This is a genomic window from Marinobacterium maritimum (assembly GCF_039523155.1).
In the GTDB taxonomy this organism is placed as follows: Bacteria; Pseudomonadota; Gammaproteobacteria; order Pseudomonadales; family Balneatricaceae; genus Marinobacterium; species Marinobacterium maritimum.
On sequence record NZ_BAAAET010000002.1, the window covers coordinates 345,731 to 362,327 of the forward strand.

Annotated in this window: 16 protein-coding genes; 8 read left to right on the forward strand and 8 right to left on the reverse strand. The window is 59.9% G+C overall.

Features of this window, described 5'->3' with window-relative positions:
• Window positions 1–5: 5 nt before the first annotated feature.
• Both ABD013_RS08030 and ABD013_RS08035 read left to right on the forward strand, forming a co-directional pair.
• On the forward strand, window positions 6–878 hold the full coding sequence (locus tag ABD013_RS08030; RefSeq protein WP_343804680.1) for a DnaT-like ssDNA-binding domain-containing protein: 873 nt from the start codon (window positions 6–8) through the stop codon (window positions 876–878).
• A gap of 58 nt (window positions 879–936) precedes the next feature.
• Complete coding sequence (locus ABD013_RS08035) at window positions 937–1,596, forward strand: replication protein P (RefSeq protein WP_343804682.1); 660 nt, start codon at window positions 937–939, stop codon at window positions 1,594–1,596.
• An 11-nt stretch (window positions 1,597–1,607) separates the two neighbouring features.
• On the opposite strand, the gene ABD013_RS08040 is transcribed toward ABD013_RS08035, so the two are convergent.
• Window positions 1,608–2,672, reverse strand: coding sequence for a DUF3549 family protein (locus ABD013_RS08040; RefSeq protein ID WP_343804684.1), 1,065 nt, complete (start codon window positions 2,670–2,672; stop codon window positions 1,608–1,610).
• A 144-nt stretch (window positions 2,673–2,816) separates the two neighbouring features.
• Between ABD013_RS08040 and ABD013_RS08045 the strand changes: the two genes are divergently transcribed.
• Entirely contained in the window at window positions 2,817–4,520 is a 1,704-nt protein-coding gene (locus ABD013_RS08045; RefSeq protein ID WP_343804687.1) for a potassium/proton antiporter, read from the forward strand.
• Between the two features lie 73 nt (window positions 4,521–4,593).
• Complete coding sequence (locus ABD013_RS08050; protein WP_343804689.1) at window positions 4,594–6,156, forward strand: cation:proton antiporter domain-containing protein; 1,563 nt, start codon at window positions 4,594–4,596, stop codon at window positions 6,154–6,156.
• Here ABD013_RS08050 and ABD013_RS08055 read toward each other — a convergent pair whose 3' ends face one another.
• From ABD013_RS08055 to ABD013_RS08080, 6 genes are all read right to left on the reverse strand, one after another.
• A complete protein-coding gene (locus tag ABD013_RS08055) occupies window positions 6,157–7,062 on the reverse strand; it encodes a potassium channel family protein (RefSeq protein WP_343804691.1) in 906 nt (301 codons plus the stop codon).
• A 24-nt stretch (window positions 7,063–7,086) separates the two neighbouring features.
• Window positions 7,087–7,413 carry a YqcC family protein gene (locus ABD013_RS08060; protein ID WP_343804693.1) on the reverse strand — a complete coding sequence of 109 codons (327 nt, stop codon included), beginning with the start codon at window positions 7,411–7,413 and terminating at the stop codon, window positions 7,087–7,089.
• Window positions 7,410–8,768, reverse strand: a complete 1,359-nt coding sequence (locus tag ABD013_RS08065; protein ID WP_343804694.1) for a class II 3-deoxy-7-phosphoheptulonate synthase — start codon at window positions 8,766–8,768, stop codon at window positions 7,410–7,412. Before ABD013_RS08065 ends, ABD013_RS08060 begins: the two co-directional genes overlap by 4 nt.
• 155 nt (window positions 8,769–8,923) lie before the next feature.
• Entirely contained in the window at window positions 8,924–9,838 is a 915-nt protein-coding gene (locus ABD013_RS08070; protein ID WP_343804696.1) for a LysR family transcriptional regulator, read from the reverse strand.
• 111 nt (window positions 9,839–9,949) lie between these two features.
• The gene (gene argF, locus ABD013_RS08075) at window positions 9,950–10,858 is read right to left on the reverse strand and encodes an ornithine carbamoyltransferase (protein WP_343804698.1); all 909 of its coding nucleotides are present in this window, start codon (window positions 10,856–10,858) and stop codon (window positions 9,950–9,952) included.
• 60 nt (window positions 10,859–10,918) lie between these two features.
• Window positions 10,919–12,118, reverse strand: coding sequence for an aspartate aminotransferase family protein (locus ABD013_RS08080; protein WP_343804700.1), 1,200 nt, complete (start codon window positions 12,116–12,118; stop codon window positions 10,919–10,921).
• Window positions 12,119–12,407: 289 nt separating this feature from the next.
• Here ABD013_RS08080 and grxD point away from each other — a divergent pair, with 289 nt between their 5' ends.
• Together grxD and ABD013_RS08090 are read left to right on the forward strand one after the other, a co-directional pair.
• Complete coding sequence (gene grxD, locus ABD013_RS08085) at window positions 12,408–12,743, forward strand: Grx4 family monothiol glutaredoxin (RefSeq protein ID WP_343804702.1); 336 nt, start codon at window positions 12,408–12,410, stop codon at window positions 12,741–12,743.
• A gap of 84 nt (window positions 12,744–12,827) precedes the next feature.
• Entirely contained in the window at window positions 12,828–13,430 is a 603-nt protein-coding gene (locus tag ABD013_RS08090; protein WP_343804704.1) for a peroxiredoxin, read from the forward strand.
• 65 nt (window positions 13,431–13,495) lie between these two features.
• On the opposite strand, the gene rnt is transcribed toward ABD013_RS08090, so the two are convergent.
• A complete protein-coding gene (gene rnt / locus ABD013_RS08095) occupies window positions 13,496–14,116 on the reverse strand; it encodes a ribonuclease T (protein ID WP_343805775.1) in 621 nt (206 codons plus the stop codon).
• A gap of 161 nt (window positions 14,117–14,277) precedes the next feature.
• Between rnt and ABD013_RS08100 the strand changes: the two genes are divergently transcribed.
• Together ABD013_RS08100 and ABD013_RS08105 are read left to right on the forward strand one after the other, a co-directional pair.
• A complete protein-coding gene (locus ABD013_RS08100; RefSeq protein ID WP_343804706.1) occupies window positions 14,278–15,132 on the forward strand; it encodes a flagellar protein MotY in 855 nt (284 codons plus the stop codon).
• A gap of 119 nt (window positions 15,133–15,251) precedes the next feature.
• The gene (locus tag ABD013_RS08105) at window positions 15,252–16,478 is read left to right on the forward strand and encodes an argininosuccinate synthase (protein ID WP_343804708.1); all 1,227 of its coding nucleotides are present in this window, start codon (window positions 15,252–15,254) and stop codon (window positions 16,476–16,478) included.
• Window positions 16,479–16,597: the final 119 nt, after the last annotated feature.

Here is a 16,597-nt window from a genome sequence, read left to right on the forward strand (position 1 = left end):
TGATCATGCGTGACTGGTTGCCCGAAGCGCCGGTGCTGTTCTATCCGTCGCTAGCCCGCGAGCTGGGTAGCGACGAGGCCTTGCTGTTGACCATCTATGCCGACTATGCCCGCCATGCCGGCATGCACGGCGATGACGGCAGTGTCGAATGCATCCTGCCGCACAGCCGCTGGCTGCAGCTGGCCGATTTCTGGAGTGAGGAGCGCCTGCGCACCGCCACCGAGAGTCTGGCGAGTCAGGGCTGCCTGCAGGCCAGCCTGAATCAGGGCGGCAGCGTGCGCCTGCGACTGCTGCCGCGCGCTCAGGCTCCGGCAGAGGCAGCACCGGAGACGCGACAGCCAGAAACTGCTGCGGCTCCCGTGCCCCAGCCGGTACAGCAGCTGCCGGTCTACGATGCTCCGCCACCGCGCCCGGCGCGCCGCGATTCCATGATCCAGCGTCGCGGCCCGGCGCCGACCTTCGGTGGCAGCATCGGCTGGCGCCGGCACGAGGACGAGCTCCAGGCGATCTTCAAGCAGGCCGAGGAGCGCAACCAGCAACTGCAGTCGATGCAGCTGGGCTGGCAGCCGTCGGACATGTTCCATGCCATGCTGCCGCGGCATGCCATTCCACCCGAATTCGCCAGCGAATGTCTGGACGAGTTCGTGCTCTACTGGCTCGACAAGGACCGCAAGGAGAGCAACTGGGACCAAAAGTTTCTCGCCTGGGTGAAGCGCGAATGGGTGAAGAAACAGACGCGGGACGCGCGCGAGCAACGCTACGAGCAGGAACGTCAGACAGTAACCGGGGGCAACCATGAAAACACCCGCCACGATTCTCGGGAAAAACGCAAACGGATTACCGCAGCCATCATGGACATCAAGGACACCGACTGGTAACGCGGCTACCGAGGCGGCACCGAAAACGATCAGTCCCCAGACCAAGACACTGGTCAACATGATCTTTGCCCGTTTCATGGCGATCTATGGGCACAAGTTCAAAAGCTGTTTCGAGACCGAAAACGAGCTGCGTCTGGCCAAGCGAGAGTGGGCGCTGAGCCTGGAAGGCTATGGCGAAGCGGAGCTGGTCGCGGCAGTCAACCGGTGCAAGGAAACCACCGCCTGGATGCCCAGTATCGCCGAGTTCATCGATATTCTGCGTGATATCAATGGTGACTTCGGCCTGCCTGGCGTGCGCGACGCCTATGCCGAAGCCTGTTTTCATGCCGAGCATCCGACGCGTCATCACTGGTCACACCCAGCGGTGTATCAGGCTGGCCGTGAAACCGGCTGGTTTCTGCTGCGCAGCGAAGAGGAAAGCAAGGCGCTGCCTGCGTTCCGTTACCACTACGAAGTGATCTGTCGCCGGGTACGCGAAGGCGAAGACCTGGAGCAGCCGGTACCGCCAGCACTGGAAGACAAGCAGGCCAATACGGTGGCTGATTTCATCCAGCGTTTTACTGCCGAGCATGAGCTGGCGCCCGAAGAGGGCGCGACCCTGTTGTACTACCTGACGCTGCCCCGAGGCAGTCGTATCCGCAAACGCATGCAGGCCCAGTCGCAACAGAAGCTGGAGCAGCGTGGTTTGGCGATCAAGCTGCCGGACGAGGCGAACTGAACGCTGGCCCGTCAGTGACGGGGCGGCGCCTCGAAGGTCTGTCCGAACATCTCACCAATGGCCTGGCTCAGTGCTGAGCTGCGTTCCGGGTTGCGGAATGCCTGCAGAATCAGCGCACGGTGTACCGGCATGAACATCAGCTCGGCCAGAATGCGGCTGAACCCGGTCTGGCCGGCCTCGCCATGCGCCAGCTGTTCCAGAAAGGCCGACAGCACTTTGGGCTCCAGCAGCGCACTTTCGCAACGGGTGGCGATCACCGTAATCACCTCCGGCTGGCGGGCGTGTGGGCTCTCCAGTACCGACAGTACCCAGCGCTGCTTGGCGCTTTCATCGGCGATGTTGGACAGGGCCCGACAGAGCGCGGCCACCCGGTTGCTGTTGTCAGCGTCCAGCGCCGGCTGCAGCAGGTCCAGTAGGGCCTGCTGCAAGGCTCCGGCGGGCTGCGTGTTCTCCAGCAGCGGGCAGAGGGTTTCCAGTACCGCGGCCGGCATCTCCGGCAGGCGCTGGCAGAGGGCGGCGGCATTGTTTTCCTGATCCAGCCGCACAATGAAGTCCGCCAGTCCCTGGTAGGCCAGTGATTGCCACTGTTCCAGCGGCAGTTGGCCCTTGAACCAGGCTTGGGCGCGCTCGTAGTGCGCAGAGGCCGGGGATTTCATTTCGCGGGCGGCCAGCGCGTGGAAAGCTGCCATGCGGCTCTGCTCCGGGGTGAACGAGTAGGGGTTGTCCTTGAGCGCGTCCTCGTCCAGCTGGCCATTCTGGCTGTTGATCACGTTCTGTATCAGGCGCTTGAGCAGGTCGTCACGGGCTGCTGGCGCGATCAGGCCCTGCTCGTCCAGTGGCAGGCGCAGGAACCAGACCGCGTTCTCGTCACGCTTTTTCGGGTTCCAGATCAGCAGTGCCAGCCAGGCCTGGTGCTGGAATGGCGTGGGGTAGGGCAGCTGGGAGTCCTCGATGCGGCGGAAGCGTTCCAGTGGCAGCTTGCTGATCCGCCGGCCCATGTCGAAGACGCGCAGGGCGGCACCGGTGGAACGCAACAGCTCGGTGAGGGAATCGGGCAGGGTGTTTTCAGCAGACATACACGCTCACGAAGTAATATTGAAATCGGCCGTTATCTTAACATCTCGCCGCCTGCCATGCCCTTGCACTTTGGGGTCGCGTCGCGAGTTCAGGGGTGGCTGTGGTAGATTAGAAATCGAACACGCGATAGGACCGCTGTAACCATGATCCTGACCCTTCTCTTTGCCAGTGCCATGCTGCTGATCAGCATCCTGCTCAGCCCGCTCTCCAACCGTATCGGCATGCCGGTATTACTGCTGTTCCTGGGGGTCGGGTTGCTGGCGGGACAGTCGGAAATAGGGCAACTGATATCAGCCGATGTGGAAAGCACCTTTCTGGTTGGCCACCTTGCGCTGGCCGTGATCCTGCTCGACGGCGGTATGCGTACCCGTTTCGAAACCTTTCGCGTCGGCCTGAGGCCAGCGCTGTCGCTGGCGACCTTCGGCGTGGTGATAACGGCGGCGATCACGGGGGCCGCCGCGCACTGGATCCTGGGGCTGCCGCTGCTGCCGTCCCTGCTGATCGGCACCATTATCTCTTCCACTGATGCCGCCGCGGTGTTTGCGCTGCTGCAGAACCATGGTTTGCGTCTGAATCAGCGAGTCAGCGCCACTCTGGAGATAGAATCGGGCAGCAACGATCCGATGGCGATCTTTCTGACCATTATTCTGCTTGAACTGATTACCCGCACCACACCACCGGGCGTGGGCGAAGCCGCGATGATGCTGGTCAAGCAGATGGGGTTGGGAGCGCTGGGCGGCCTGGCCGGTGGCTGGCTGCTGGCGCGGTTACTGCCGAAGCTTGAATTGCAGGCGGCATTTTATCCGTTGCTGGTGACGGCCGCCGGGCTCAGTGTATTTGCACTGGTGGCGCTGCTGGACGGCAGTGGTTTTCTGGCAATCTATCTGATGGGCATCCTGATCGGCAACCGGGGGCTGCGCAAGCTGGACGATATCCTGCAGGTGCATGACGGCCTGGCATGGCTGGCGCAGTTGAGTCTGTTCCTGATGCTTGGCTTGCTGCTGTCACCGCACGACAAGATGGATTACATCCCCGAAGGACTGGCGCTGGCAGCCGTGCTGATCCTGGTAGCCCGACCGCTGGCGGTGTTTCTCAGCCTCTGGCCGTTTGGTTTCCGCTGGCGTGAGCTGCTGTTTATCGCCTGGGTAGGGCTTAGGGGTGCCGTGCCGATCGTGCTGGCGTTGTTTCCGTTGATGGCCGACATCGAACATGCTGCGTTGTTCCCGATTATCGCCTTCATTATCGTCACGCTGTCGCTGCTGTTGCAGGGCACGACGCTGGCGCGGGCGGCGCGCTGGCTCAAGCTGGAATTGCCGGCGGAACCTTCGGCACTGAGACGGCTAAATATCGAGTGGGCATCGTCACGCAATCACCGGCTGATGGTATTCGAGCTGGATGGCGAGCACTGGACGCCACCACGCACGCTGAAGGGGGTGCGTTTGCCCCCGGATATCGCCATCACGGCGGTCATGCGTGATGGCGTGATGCTGCCCTACGAGGCGGAACTCAAGCTGCAGAGCGGCGATCAGCTGGCGGTGATTGGCGAGGAGGCGGCTGAGCTGCCACTGGCGCGCCTGTTCAGTTCGGTTGCATCGATACCGGCACTGAAGGAGAGCACCTTCTTCGGGGCGTTCGAACTCAACGGCAGTGTACCGCTGGAAGCGCTGGCGCAGAACTTTGGTATTGAGGTTCCGGCCGAGCTGCAGGCGACAAGCCTGGCGGATTACATCGTCTCCTGTTTACAGGCGCCGCCAGTGGTGGGGGACCGGGTGGCACTGGGTTCGATCCAGCTGGTCGTCAAGGCACTGGAAGCGGGGCAGGTCAGCCGAGTAGGTCTAAAGTTCTGATCCCGGTCGCTGACAGTATTCGGTGGGCATGGTTTAATGCGCGCGCATTCGCAAGGAGTATAGGGAGTCGTTCGTGATAGAAGCGGTCTGGATCATCTTCGCTTTCGGGCTGGGGATGGGGGTGAAATTGATAGGGTTGCCGCCGCTGATCGGATATCTGGCGGCCGGCTTTGCCATCGTGGCGGTCGGTGATTATGCCGGGATTCCGATTCAGGGCACCGAAGCGCTGAGCCATCTGGCACATCTAGGGGTGTTGCTGCTGCTGTTTACCGTCGGTCTGAAGCTCAAGGTGCGTAATCTGGTGCGGCCGGAAGTGATTGGTGGCGGAGTACTGCACTTCGGTATCTCCATCGCCCTGTTTACGCCTGCATTGCATCTGATCATGGGGCTGGAATGGTATACCGCACTGATGCTGGCGGTGGCGCTCTCCTTCTCCAGTACGGTGCTGGCGGCCAAGGTGCTCGAATCCAAGCGTGAACTGCGTGCCTTCCACGGCCGTGTGGCCATCGGTATCCTGATCGTGCAGGACCTGCTGGCGCTGCTGGTGATGGCGCTGGCCAGTGGTAAGACGCCGTCGGCCTGGGCGTTGCTGGTGTTTGCCGTGCCGCTGCTGCGACCGTTGATCTACAAGCTGCTCGACATCAGCGGCCATGAAGAGTTGTTGGTACTGCTGGGCCTGCTGCTGGCGCTGGTCATCGGTGGCAAGGGCTTCGAGCTGGTGGGGCTGAGTTCAGAGCTGGGGGCGCTGGCGTTCGGTGCGCTGCTGGCCAATCACCGTCGTGCCGGTGAGCTGTCTCAGTCACTGTGGAGCATCAAGGAGGTGTTCCTCGTCGGTTTCTTCCTGCAGATCGGCATGGGCGGTTTGCCTGACACCGATGCGCTGGTGTTTGCGCTCGTCATGGGACTGGTGCTGCCGCTGAAAGGTGTTCTGTTCTTCTTCCTGCTGCTGATGTTCAAGCTGCGTGCGCGCAGTGCGTTTCTGTCAGGCCTCAGCCTGACCAACTACAGTGAGTTCGGTCTGATCGTGGCCAGTATCGTGCTGCCGCAGTGGCTGATTCCGCTGGCGATCGCAGTATCGATCTCCTTCCTGGTATCAGCACCCCTGTATCGCCTGGCACATCCGCTCTATGATCGCTTCGGCAGCTGGCTGAGCCGTTTCGAGCGCAAGGGCTTCCATCCGGACGAACAGCCGCTGTCGGTGGGTGATGCCCAGATTCTCATCATCGGTATGGGACGAACTGGCACGGCGGCCTATGATCATCTGAAGCCGCGCAATATTCCGATGATGGCGCTGGACTCCGACCCGGCCAAGGTGGAGAGCCATGTCAAATGTGGCCGTAACGTGGTCTTCGCCGATGCCGAAGATGTGCAGTTGTGGCGCAATCTGAAGGCGCCGGCACTCAAGTACGTGATCCTGGCGGCCAACGATGTGGAAGCCAAGGTGACGGCGGCCAGGCAGTTGCGCGAGGCGGGCTTCGAAGGGGTGATCGTGGCGCACAGCATGTTTGCCGACCATGCTGACGCCATCACCCGGGCGGGGGCCGATCATACCTACCAGACCATGGCGGAAACCGGGGTGGGTCTGGCCGAGCATATCTTCAGCGCGGCCAAGCTCAAGGAAGAAGCCTGGCTCTGATCAGCCAGGCTTTGATGGAGAGCGGTCGTCCTGGCCGCTCTCCTGTTCCTCGCTTTTCTCGTTTTCCTGTTTGGTCGGAGGCTTGCTGCCCGGGCTGCTGGAGGTCTGCAGCAGTACCAACATGTATTCCAGCTGTTTCTCGATATTCTCCAGCCGGTTTTCCAGCCGGGTGATACGGTTAAGGTTCTGGCGCTCGCGCTCGGCGATCTCGCCTTCGTCCTTTTCGATGAAGAATACCGAGAAGCTCGCGGTCAGCAGCGAGAACATGCAGATACCCACCAGAATCAGCAGCGAGCCGAACAGGCGGCCCTCGTTGGTGCTGGGCACGAGGTCGCCGTAGCCCACGGTGGTCATGGTCACCCAGGCCCACCAGATTCCGTCCAGCGGGCCCTGGAAGGCCGGGTCCAGAGCGGCGATAAGGAAGCCCGATATCACCAGAAACAGCAGGCAGACCATCAGTGTGGTGCCCAGGTTGTGGCGGGAGAGGATGCTCCTCAAGTCCTTGGAGACCTTGAACAGTATGCCGACCATCACCAGCAAACGCAGGCTCCGGATGGCGCCGGCGTAGAAGGAGTAGTCGCCCCAGAGGGCGGGGAGCCCGGCGATGATGATCACCAGGCTCATCCAGTTGTTTTTGAGGTGGCGTCGCCTGTCATCGACCACGTACATCATCAGGGCCATCTCGGTGACGAAGCCGAGCCAGATCACCCAGTCGGTGATCTGGTGAGCGAAGCCGTTGACGATTCCGTCGGCGCGCAGATACCAGTCCACCAGTATCCACAGGGCCAGGAGCAGCATCGGCCATTCCAGGTGCCTGCCCCAGCGGCGAGCCCGGCTGTTTTCGGCGCTGGAAACGCCGCCGAAGCCCAGGCGAAACATCAGCGAGTGGTGTTTGTCGAAGCTCATAGGCGACGTTGCCCTCGAACCGGGTTAGTGATGCACTCTCAGGGCCTGGTCCAGCTGGCCGATCAGGTCGAGCAGTCGGTCGGTGTCTTCCTCAAGCTGCTTGAATACCTCTTCGGCCATGGGGTGAATCTCGCTGTTTTGCGGCAGCGGCAGCTGCTGCTTGATCATCATCTCCAGGCGGGGCAACAGCAGCCACTGTATCCACTCATTGAAGGCGAGCGTATCGACACAGAACGGCTGAACGCTGGCCAGTGCTTCCGCTGCCGGCGCGTCCTCTTTCCAGAGGCCGATATTTTCCATTTCGGCGCGGATTTCGATCAGCAGCAGGCTGACGTGCTGTACTCGACTCATCCTTGCTCCTTGCGCGCTGCCTTCAGGGTATCGGCGATCAGGAAGGCCAGCTCCAGTGACTGGTCGGCGTTGAGGCGCGGGTCGCACTGGGTGTGGTAGCGATCGGCCAGGCCCTCTTCCGTGATCTGGTAGGCACCGCCGATGCACTCGGTCACGTCGTTGCCGGTCATCTCGAAGTGGACGCCACCGGCATGGGTACCTTCGGCGTTGTGGACTTCGAAGAAACCTTTCATCTCGGTCAGGATTGCATCGACGCTGCGGGTCTTGTAACCGCTGGAGGCCTTGATAGTGTTGCCGTGCATCGGGTCTGAGCTCCATACCACGTGGTGGCCGCTGGCCTTGACGGCCCGCACCAGCGGCGGCAGCAGTTCGGTGATCTTGTCGGCGCCCATGCGCGCAATCAGAGTGATGCGACCCGGAATCTGGGCCGGGTTAAGGATGTCGAGCAGGCGCAGCAGGTCGTCTGGCTGAGTGCTCGGGCCGACCTTGATGCCGATCGGGTTGCGTACACCGCGCAGGAATTCCACATGAGCGTGATCCGGCTGGCGGGTGCGGTCGCCGATCCACAGCATATGGGCGGAGCAGTCGTACCAGTCGCCGGTCAGGCTGTCCTGACGCGTCAGGGCCTGCTCGTAGCCCAGCAGCAGCGCCTCATGGGAGGTGTACAGGTTGGTTTCCTTCAGCTGCGGGGTATTGGCCGAGCTGATGCCGCAGGCTTCGATGAACGCCATGGTCTGGTCGATCTGGTCGGCCAGGTGCTGGAATTTTTCGCTCTGCGGACTCTGCTGGACGAAGCCCTGGGTCCACTGGTGCACCTTGTGCAGGTCGGCAAATCCACCGGTGGCGAAGGCGCGCAGCAGGTTCAGCGTGGCCGAGGACTGATGGTAGGCCGACAGCAGGCGATGGGGATCGGGCGTGCGGGCTTCGCTGGTGAAGGCGATGTCATTGATGATGTCGCCACGGTAGCTGGGCAGCTCGATGCCGTTGATGGTTTCGGTATCGGCCGAGCGCGGCTTGGCGAACTGGCCGGCCATGCGGCCGATCTTCACCACCGGGCAGCTGCCGGCGAAAGTCATCACCACGGCCATCTGCAGCAGCACTTTGAAGGTGTCGCGGATCTTGTTGGCGTTGAATTCGGCGAAGCTCTCGGCGCAGTCACCGCCCTGCAGCAGGAAGGCCTTGCCTTCAGCCACCTGAGCCAGTTCGTCGGTTAGAGAGCGGATCTCGCCGGCAAAGACCAGTGGCGGATACTCGCCGAGCATCTTCTCGACCTGATACAGGGAGTCCTGATCGGGGTAGGTCGGATGCTGCTTGATCGGCTTGCTGCGCCAGCTGTCTGGAGTCCAGGGTTCCATGCTCTCTCTCTCACTGCTTAATGGATTAACAATGTCATGATCTTACCGCAAATAAGCGATGGCGGCAGCAGCCTTTCCGGCAGGCCTCGGGCAGCATTCGGCAACGAAGAATTGTTTTAGGCCAGCGGCAGGTCAGACGGACGAGGCAGGCCCTGTCAGGCCGAGCGGATGCCGTTGAGGTTCTGGAAGGTCACTTCACGGGCGGTGTTGAGGAAGTCGACCATGAAGTCGGCATCCTTCTGGTCTTCGCGCATGGCGGCGTAGAGGGTGCACCATAGCCCTTTTTCACCCAGGGGGCGGGCGGCGATGTATTCCCGCTGCAGGTATTCGTGCGCCGCCCAGTTGGGCAGGGCCGATACGCCACGTCCGCTGGCCACCAGTTGCATGACCATGACGGTCAGCTCGGAGGTGCGAATCTCGCCGGGTTCAACGCCCGCCGGGTCAAGGAAGCGGGTGAACACATCGAGTCGATCCTGCTCCACCGGGTAGGTGATCAGGGTTTCCTGAGCCAGGTCCTGAGGCTGGATATGACGCTTGGCCACCAGACGGTGCTGGCGTCCCATCACCAGAATCGATTCATAGCTGAACAGGGGCACGTAATGGATGCCGGTACGTTCTTCCGGGTCGGAGGTGATCACCAGGTCCAGGTCACCACGGGCCAAAGCCGGCAAGGGCAGGAAACTGAAGCCGGTAGACAGGTCCAGCTCCACCTCGGGCCAGTGCTGGCGGAAGTGGTCGATGGTGGGCATCAACCAGTCGAAGCAGCTGTGGCATTCGATGCAGATATTGAGGCGGCCGGTCTCGCCGCCGGCCAGGCGCATGATGTCGCGTTCGGCACTGCGCACCATCGGCAATAACTCATCGGCAAGATTGAGCAGGCGCTGTCCGGCACTGGTAAAGCAGATGGGGCGGGTCTTGCGAATGAACAGCGAGCAGTTGAGCCGCTCTTCCAGGTCCTTGATCTGGTGAGACAGGGCGGACTGGGTCAAATGAATGCGCTCAGCAGCCTCGACCAGGCTGCCTGCATCGCGCAACGCGGCTAGCGTTTTCAGATGACGAATCTCGATCATACCCACTAATCAGGTCCCTCGGAGTGCGGATAACAGCCAGTATAGTACCGAATGTTAAAATCTGGCGAATGCGGCAGTCAGGAAGCTCTGACTGCCGCCCTGAGCGCGGGATCAGGATTTGACCAGCAGGAATTCCAGCAGTGCCTTCTGGGCATGCAGGCGGTTTTCGGCTTCTTCGAAGACCACTGAGCGCGGGTCTTCCATCATCTCTTCGCTGACCTCTTCGCCACGGTGGGCGGGCAGGCAATGCATGAAGATGGCATCGTCTTCGGCCAGATCCATCAGCGCTGGTGATACCTGGTAGCCACGGAATTCACGGATACGCTCACGCTGCTCGTCTTCCTGGCCCATGGAGGCCCAGACGTCGGTGACCACCAGATGAGCGCCTTTGACAGCCTCTTCCGGGCTTTCAAACACGCTCACCCGGTCGCTGTTGCGTGCCACCAGGTCGGCGTTGGGGGCAAAACCTTCCGGGCAGGCCACGTTCAGCTTGAAGTCGAACTGGCGAGCGGCGTTGATGTAGGAGTGGCACATGTTGTTGCCATCGCCGACCCAGGCAACGGTCTTGCCCTTGATGGAGCCGCGCTGCTCGATGAAGGTCTGCATGTCGGCCAGCAGCTGGCAGGGGTGGTAGTCATCGGTCAGGGCGTTGATGACGGGAACCCTGGAGTAGCGGGCGAAGGTTTCCACCAGCTCGTGGCTGAAGGTGCGGATCATCACCACATCGACCATGCTGGAGATGACGCGAGCGCTGTCTTCGACCGGTTCGCCACGGCCCAGCTGGGTGTCACGGGGTGACAGGAACATGGCGTGGCCGCCAAACTGGGCCATGCCGGCTTCGAAGGAAACGCGGGTGCGGGTGGAGGCCTTCTCGAAGATCATGGCCATCACCTTGTTTTTCAGCGGTTCATAGGTTTCGCCCGCATTGCGCATCTGCTTGAGGATAATGGCGCGCTGCACGATCTGTTGCAGCTCTTCCGGCGTCATGTCCAGCAGGGTCAGAAAATGTCGTGTACTCATAAATGTTATCGGTCGGCGGCCATGGCCGCCGGCTCCCGGTGTCGGTTGAATTAGGAATGCTCAGTTGGCGCTGTCACGCTCTTCACCAGCATAAACTCGGATCAATTGAACTACGGTGTTGACCAGCAGATCGGCTTCCTGATCGGACATGATCAGGGGCGGCAGCATACGAACAACACGGCCACCGCCGGTCACATTGAGCAGAATGCCCTTGACCTTGGCGAGGACCGCCAGCTCGCTGCCGGCTTCGGTGAGCTCGATGCCGATCATCAGGCCCTTGTTGCGAATCTCTTGTACATAAGGCGCATCACCCAGTTGGGCACGGAAGCCGTCGGCGATGCGGTTGCCCAGCACTTCGGCGCGCTGGCACAGGTTGTCCTGCTCGATGGTGTCCACCACGGCCAGTGCGGTAGCGCAGGCCAGCGGGTTGCCACCATAGGTGGTGCCGTGGCTGCCCGGTGTCAGGGTCTCGGCCGCGATGCCGCGCGCCAGGCAGGCGCCGATCGGGAAGCCGTTACCCAGTCCTTTGGCCGTGGTGACGACGTCCGGCAGGATGTCATTATGTTGATAGGCGAAGTAGCGGCCGGTGCGGCCGTTGCCGGTCTGGACTTCGTCCAGCATCAGCAGCCACTGCTGCTCATCGCAGATCTGGCGCAGCTGGTTCAGGTAGTCCGCTGCCGGAATGTGAATCCCGCCTTCACCCTGAATCGGCTCCACCAGGATGGCAACCACGTTGGGGTTGTTCCGGGCGACCTGGCGCACGGCTTCGACATCGTCGAAGGGTACACGGACAAAGCCGCCGACCAGCGGCTCGAAGCCCTGCTGGGTGGCGCGGTTGCCGGTGGCACTCAGCGTGGCGAGTGTGCGGCCATGGAATGACTGTTCCATGACGATGATGGTCGGATTCTCAATCTTGCGGTTGTGGCCATAGCGGCGGGCCAGCTTGATGGCAGCTTCATTGGCTTCGGCGCCGGAGTTGGCGAAGAAGGCATTGTCCATACCGGAAATGCGGGTCAGTTTCTCGGCCAGCTGTTCCTGCAATGGGATGGTGTAGATGTTGGAGCAGTGGATCAGTTTGGCGGCCTGTTCGCTGATGGCGCGGGTCACGGCCGGGTGGGCGTGACCCAGTCCAGTAACGGCGATGCCGCAGAGTGCATCCAGGTATTTATTGCCAGCGGTATCATACAGCCAGGCGCCTTCGCCATGCTCGAAAGCGACCGACAGCCGATTGAAAACGTTCATCAAAGGCTGCGTAGCCATGGGAGTCTCCCTACAACGCAAAAAGGCAGCCATGGCTGCCGATAAAATAACCATTCTATGGGCACTAGGGTGGTTTGGCAATTCTATACTTGGTTGTACAGGGCATGTGCAGGGCTTAAAAAGCGGTTGCAGGGGTTGAATTCAGGGCTATCGGCCCCCATATCGATTCACAAACAGGGGGAATGTTGTTCGGTCTAACTTGAGTGGAACACTTGGTTATATGTTAAGCTGTGGTTCTGGCCCGGCCCTCAAGATGGTCCTCACGATTAGACGTAATGAAGGTGTATAAATGAGTGTAGTCGACACGATCAAAGAGCAGATCGAAAACAACGCAATCCTGTTGTACATGAAAGGCACGCCGCGTTTCCCGCAGTGCGGTTTTTCATCACGCGCGGTGGAAGCGGTCATGTCTTGCGGCGAGCGCTTTGCGTTCGTTAATATCCTCGAGAACCCGGATATCCGTGCCGAGCTGCCGAAATACGCCAATTGGCCGACCTTCCCCCAGCTGTGGATCAACGGTGAGCTGGTCGGTGGCTGTGACATCATCTGCGAAATGGCGACTTCGGGCGAGCTGAAAGAGATGATCGCTGCCGCTGCTGAGGCAAACGGCGAAGCTGACGCCTGATTCAAGATTTTATACCTGCTGCCGGGCTGAGCCCGGCGTGGGCATTTTTGCGACACTATAACCCCATAATGATGGAGATAGAGCATGGGCGTACTGGTAGGTAAACAGGCTCCTGATTTCAATGCAGCAGCTGTTCTGGGCGATGGCCAGATCGTTGACAACTACAACCTGAAAGAAGCGATCAAGGGCAAGTACGGCCTGGTCTTCTTCTACCCGCTGGACTTCACCTTTGTGTGCCCGTCCGAGCTGATCGCACTGGATCATCGTATGGATGCGTTCCAGGAGCGTGGTGTTGAGGTGATCGGTGTTTCCATCGATTCTCAGTTCACTCATAACGCATGGCGTAACACTCCGGTCAACGAAGGCGGTATCGGCCAGGTCAAGTACACCCTGGTTGCCGACGTTAAACACGAAATCTGCCAGGCTTACGACGTTGAAGCTGAAGGTGGCGTTGCTTTCCGTGGTGCTTTCCTGATCGATAAGGACGGTGTTGTTCGTTCCCAGATCGTTAACGACCTGCCGCTGGGCCGTAACATGGATGAGCTGATCCGCCTGGTTGATGCTCTGCAGTTCCATGAAGAGCACGGTGAAGTGTGCCCGGCTGGCTGGAACAAGGGCGATAAAGGTATGGACGCATCTCCGACAGGTGTTGCCAAGTACCTGGCTGAAGAGTCCGACAAGCTGTAACTCAGTTTGCAGGCATAAAAAAAACCGCGCTATCCGGCGCGGTTTTTTTTATGCGTATTCAAACGTCAGTCACGTGTTGCCAGCAGCATGTCCCAGCCGCCCATATCTTTCCACTGATTCACGATGGTGCAGAAGAGTTCAGCCGTCTTGACGGTGTCATAAAGGGCTGAATGGGCCTGTTTGCCGTCAAACTCGATACCGGCCAGATCGCAGGCCTTGGCCAGCACGGTCTGTCCATAGGCCAGTCCAGCCAGGGAGACGGTGTCGAATGTTGAAAACGGGTGAAAAGGATTGCGCTTGATATTGCAGCGGTCGGATGCATTGGTGACGAAACTGTGGTCGAACGCGGCGTTATGGCCAACGAGCACGGCCCGTTTGCAGCCATGGGACTTGATTGATTTTCGGATTGGCTTGAAAATCTTTTCCAGTGCTTCTTGCTCCGCGACCGCATTGCGCGCCGGGTCATCAGGGTTGATGCCGGTAAAATCGAGCGCGGATTGCTCCAGGTTGGCGCCGGGGAAGGGGATGACATTGGCATCGTAACTCTGGTCAACCATCAGGTAGCCATTCTCATCCATGGTGAGCGTGACAGCCGCGATCTCCAGCAGGGCATCAGTTCGCGGATTGAAGCCGGCTGTTTCGACGTCGACGACAACGGGCAGAAAGCCGCGGAAGCGGTCTGCCATCGGGTGAGGGGCGTTATGGCGGTGAGTCACGAAAATCCTTACTTGCAAGTGGTAAATGGCCGCAGGCATTCTAACAGTCTGGTTAGCAGCGTCAAAACGGCCTCAAGTCAAGGCTCGACCAGCCGCTAAAGGATCTGCAACTGATCATGGGAGATGCAATATTGAACACCCGCTGTTTGGCCTTGTTACTGCTGCTGTTATTGCCAGGGTGGGCGCAGGCCGTGGTGTTCCGGGCATCCATTGATGAATCGGTGTGGGAGATGGAAAACTCGCGCTTTTTCTGTCGCCTCAGTCAGCAGGTGCCAGCGTTTGGTCGCGCTCTGTTCGAGCATGAAGCCGGTGAATCCTTGCGTTTCCAGTTGCAGCCGACACAGAAGGATCAGCTGGAAGGCGAGGTGTTGCTGGTGGCGCGTGCTTCGCCCTGGCAGCCAGGTGAGGCGCCATTCAGTATCGCCCGCGTCAAAATTGATCCTGAGGGCGGCATCGCTTTGAACAGTGAAGCCGCCAACCAGATGCTGGTGGCGCTGCATCGAGGCATGACGCCGACCTTTTCAAGTGAACACTGGTTCCAGAGCGCTGAGCCGGTCGAGGTCGGTATCTCGGCCGCCAATTTCCAGTCAGCTTATGATGACTACCTCAACTGCCTGACGACACTGTTGCCGGTGAACTATCGCCAGGTAGCGCGTACCGCCGTGCTCTTTCCGTCGGCAACCTGGCGCTTGTCTGATGCGACCCGTGACCGCCTTGATCTGATCGCGCTCTACGTTAAAACCGATGACAGCGTGAAGTCGATCTATGTGGATGGTCATTCCGATAATTACGGCCGTCGCCTGCTTAACCGTGACCTGTCGAAAAAACGTGCCGAAGAGGTTACGCGCTACCTGGTCAGCCAAGGAGTGCCGGAAGAGATGATCACCACCCGTTACCACGGTGAGCGCTATCCGGTCGTGCCCAATACCAGTGCCGATAACCGCGCCCGCAACCGCCGTGTCGCCATCCGCCTGGAGCGCGACTAGTGCGCATGGCAGTTCAGTGGCAACCGGCTTTCTGATATATTATCTACACTTGTGCCGAGTGAATCTTAGCGGCCGGTCGATCACGGTGATCGACCGGTAATTGTTTCTGGAGCAGCAACATGTCCGATATTAAAAAGGTCGTCCTGGCGTATTCAGGCGGTCTGGATACTTCTGTAATCGTACGCTGGTTGCAGGACACCTATAACTGTGAGGTCGTGACCTTTACTGCCGACCTGGGTCAGGGTGAAGAAGTTGAACCTGCGCGTGCCAAGGCTGAGGCCCTGGGCGTCAAAGAAATCTACATCGAAGATCTGCGCGAAGAGTTCGTGCGTGACTTCGTCTTCCCGATGTTCCGTGCCAACACCATCTATGAAGGTGAATACCTGCTCGGTACTTCCATCGCGCGCCCGCTGATCGCCAAGCGTCTCATTGAAATTGCCAACGAAACCGGTGCTGATGCCATCTCTCACGGTGCGACCGGCAAGGGTAACGATCAGGTGCGTTTCGAGCTGGGCGCCTACGCGCTGAAGCCGGGTGTTAAAGTGATCGCGCCCTGGCGTGAATGGGATCTGACGTCCCGTGAAACGCTGATGAAGTACTGTGAAGACCGCAACATTCCGGTCGACTTCAGCTCCAGTAAGAAGAAGTCTCCGTACTCCATGGATGCCAACCTGCTGCACATCTCCTACGAAGGCGGCATTCTTGAAGACCCCTGGGCTGAAGCCGAAGCCGACATGTGGCGCTGGAGCGTAAGCCCGGAAGAGGCGCCGGACGAAGCGACCTACCTGACCCTGACCTACCGCAAGGGTGACATCGTCGCCATCGACGGTCAGGAAATGTCTCCGGCGACCGTGCTGGAATACCTGAACAAGGTCGGCGGTGCCAACGGCGTGGGTCGTCTGGATATCGTGGAAAACCGCTTTGTGGGCATGAAGTCCCGTGGTTGCTACGAGACTCCGGGGGGCACCATCATGCTGAAGGCGCACCGTGCCATTGAATCCATCACTCTGGACCGTGAAGCGGCACACCTGAAAGACGAACTGATGCCGCGTTACGCCAAAGTGATCTACAACGGCTTCTGGTGGTCTGAAGAGCGCAAGATGCTTCAGCAGATGATCGACTTCAGCCAGCGCAACGTGAACGGTGACGTGCGCGTCAAGCTGTACAAGGGCAGCGTCTCTGCAGTAGGCCGTCGTTCTGAAGACAGCCTGTTCGACGAGAGCATTGCGACCTTCGAAGATGATGCCGGTTCTTACGATCAGAAAGATGCGGAAGGCTTCATCAAGCTGAATGCTTTGCGCATGCGCATTGCTGCCAGCAAGGGCCGCAACCTGCTTGAAGATTGATCGCTTCCTTGATGCGACTTTCAGGGCCATGCCGGCATTGCCGGCGTGGCCCTTTTCATATCTGGCACCCGTGGCTTTTGCCCGCCTGCGGAGCCCATGCTATTTTTCCATAAGTTCCT

Bases quoted from the DNA above. Each gene is read 5' to 3' on its own strand.
- ABD013_RS08030 (WP_343804680.1), top strand. From the start codon at position 6: ATGCGTGACTGGTTGCCCGAAGCGCCGGTGCTGTTCTATCCGTCGCTA.
- ABD013_RS08035 (WP_343804682.1), top strand. From the start codon at position 937: ATGATCTTTGCCCGTTTCATGGCGATCTATGGGCACAAGTTCAAAAGC.
- ABD013_RS08040 (WP_343804684.1), bottom strand. From the start codon at position 2,672: ATGTCTGCTGAAAACACCCTGCCCGATTCCCTCACCGAGCTGTTGCGT.
- ABD013_RS08045 (WP_343804687.1), top strand. From the start codon at position 2,817: ATGATCCTGACCCTTCTCTTTGCCAGTGCCATGCTGCTGATCAGCATC.
- ABD013_RS08055 (WP_343804691.1), bottom strand. From the start codon at position 7,062: ATGAGCTTCGACAAACACCACTCGCTGATGTTTCGCCTGGGCTTCGGC.
- ABD013_RS08060 (WP_343804693.1), bottom strand. From the start codon at position 7,413: ATGAGTCGAGTACAGCACGTCAGCCTGCTGCTGATCGAAATCCGCGCC.
- ABD013_RS08065 (WP_343804694.1), bottom strand. From the start codon at position 8,768: ATGGAACCCTGGACTCCAGACAGCTGGCGCAGCAAGCCGATCAAGCAG.
- ABD013_RS08070 (WP_343804696.1), bottom strand. From the start codon at position 9,838: ATGATCGAGATTCGTCATCTGAAAACGCTAGCCGCGTTGCGCGATGCA.
- argF (WP_343804698.1), bottom strand. From the start codon at position 10,858: ATGAGTACACGACATTTTCTGACCCTGCTGGACATGACGCCGGAAGAG.
- ABD013_RS08080 (WP_343804700.1), bottom strand. From the start codon at position 12,118: ATGGCTACGCAGCCTTTGATGAACGTTTTCAATCGGCTGTCGGTCGCT.
- grxD (WP_343804702.1), top strand. From the start codon at position 12,408: ATGAGTGTAGTCGACACGATCAAAGAGCAGATCGAAAACAACGCAATC.
- ABD013_RS08090 (WP_343804704.1), top strand. From the start codon at position 12,828: ATGGGCGTACTGGTAGGTAAACAGGCTCCTGATTTCAATGCAGCAGCT.
- rnt (WP_343805775.1), bottom strand. From the start codon at position 14,116: ATGGCAGACCGCTTCCGCGGCTTTCTGCCCGTTGTCGTCGACGTCGAA.
- ABD013_RS08105 (WP_343804708.1), top strand. From the start codon at position 15,252: ATGTCCGATATTAAAAAGGTCGTCCTGGCGTATTCAGGCGGTCTGGAT.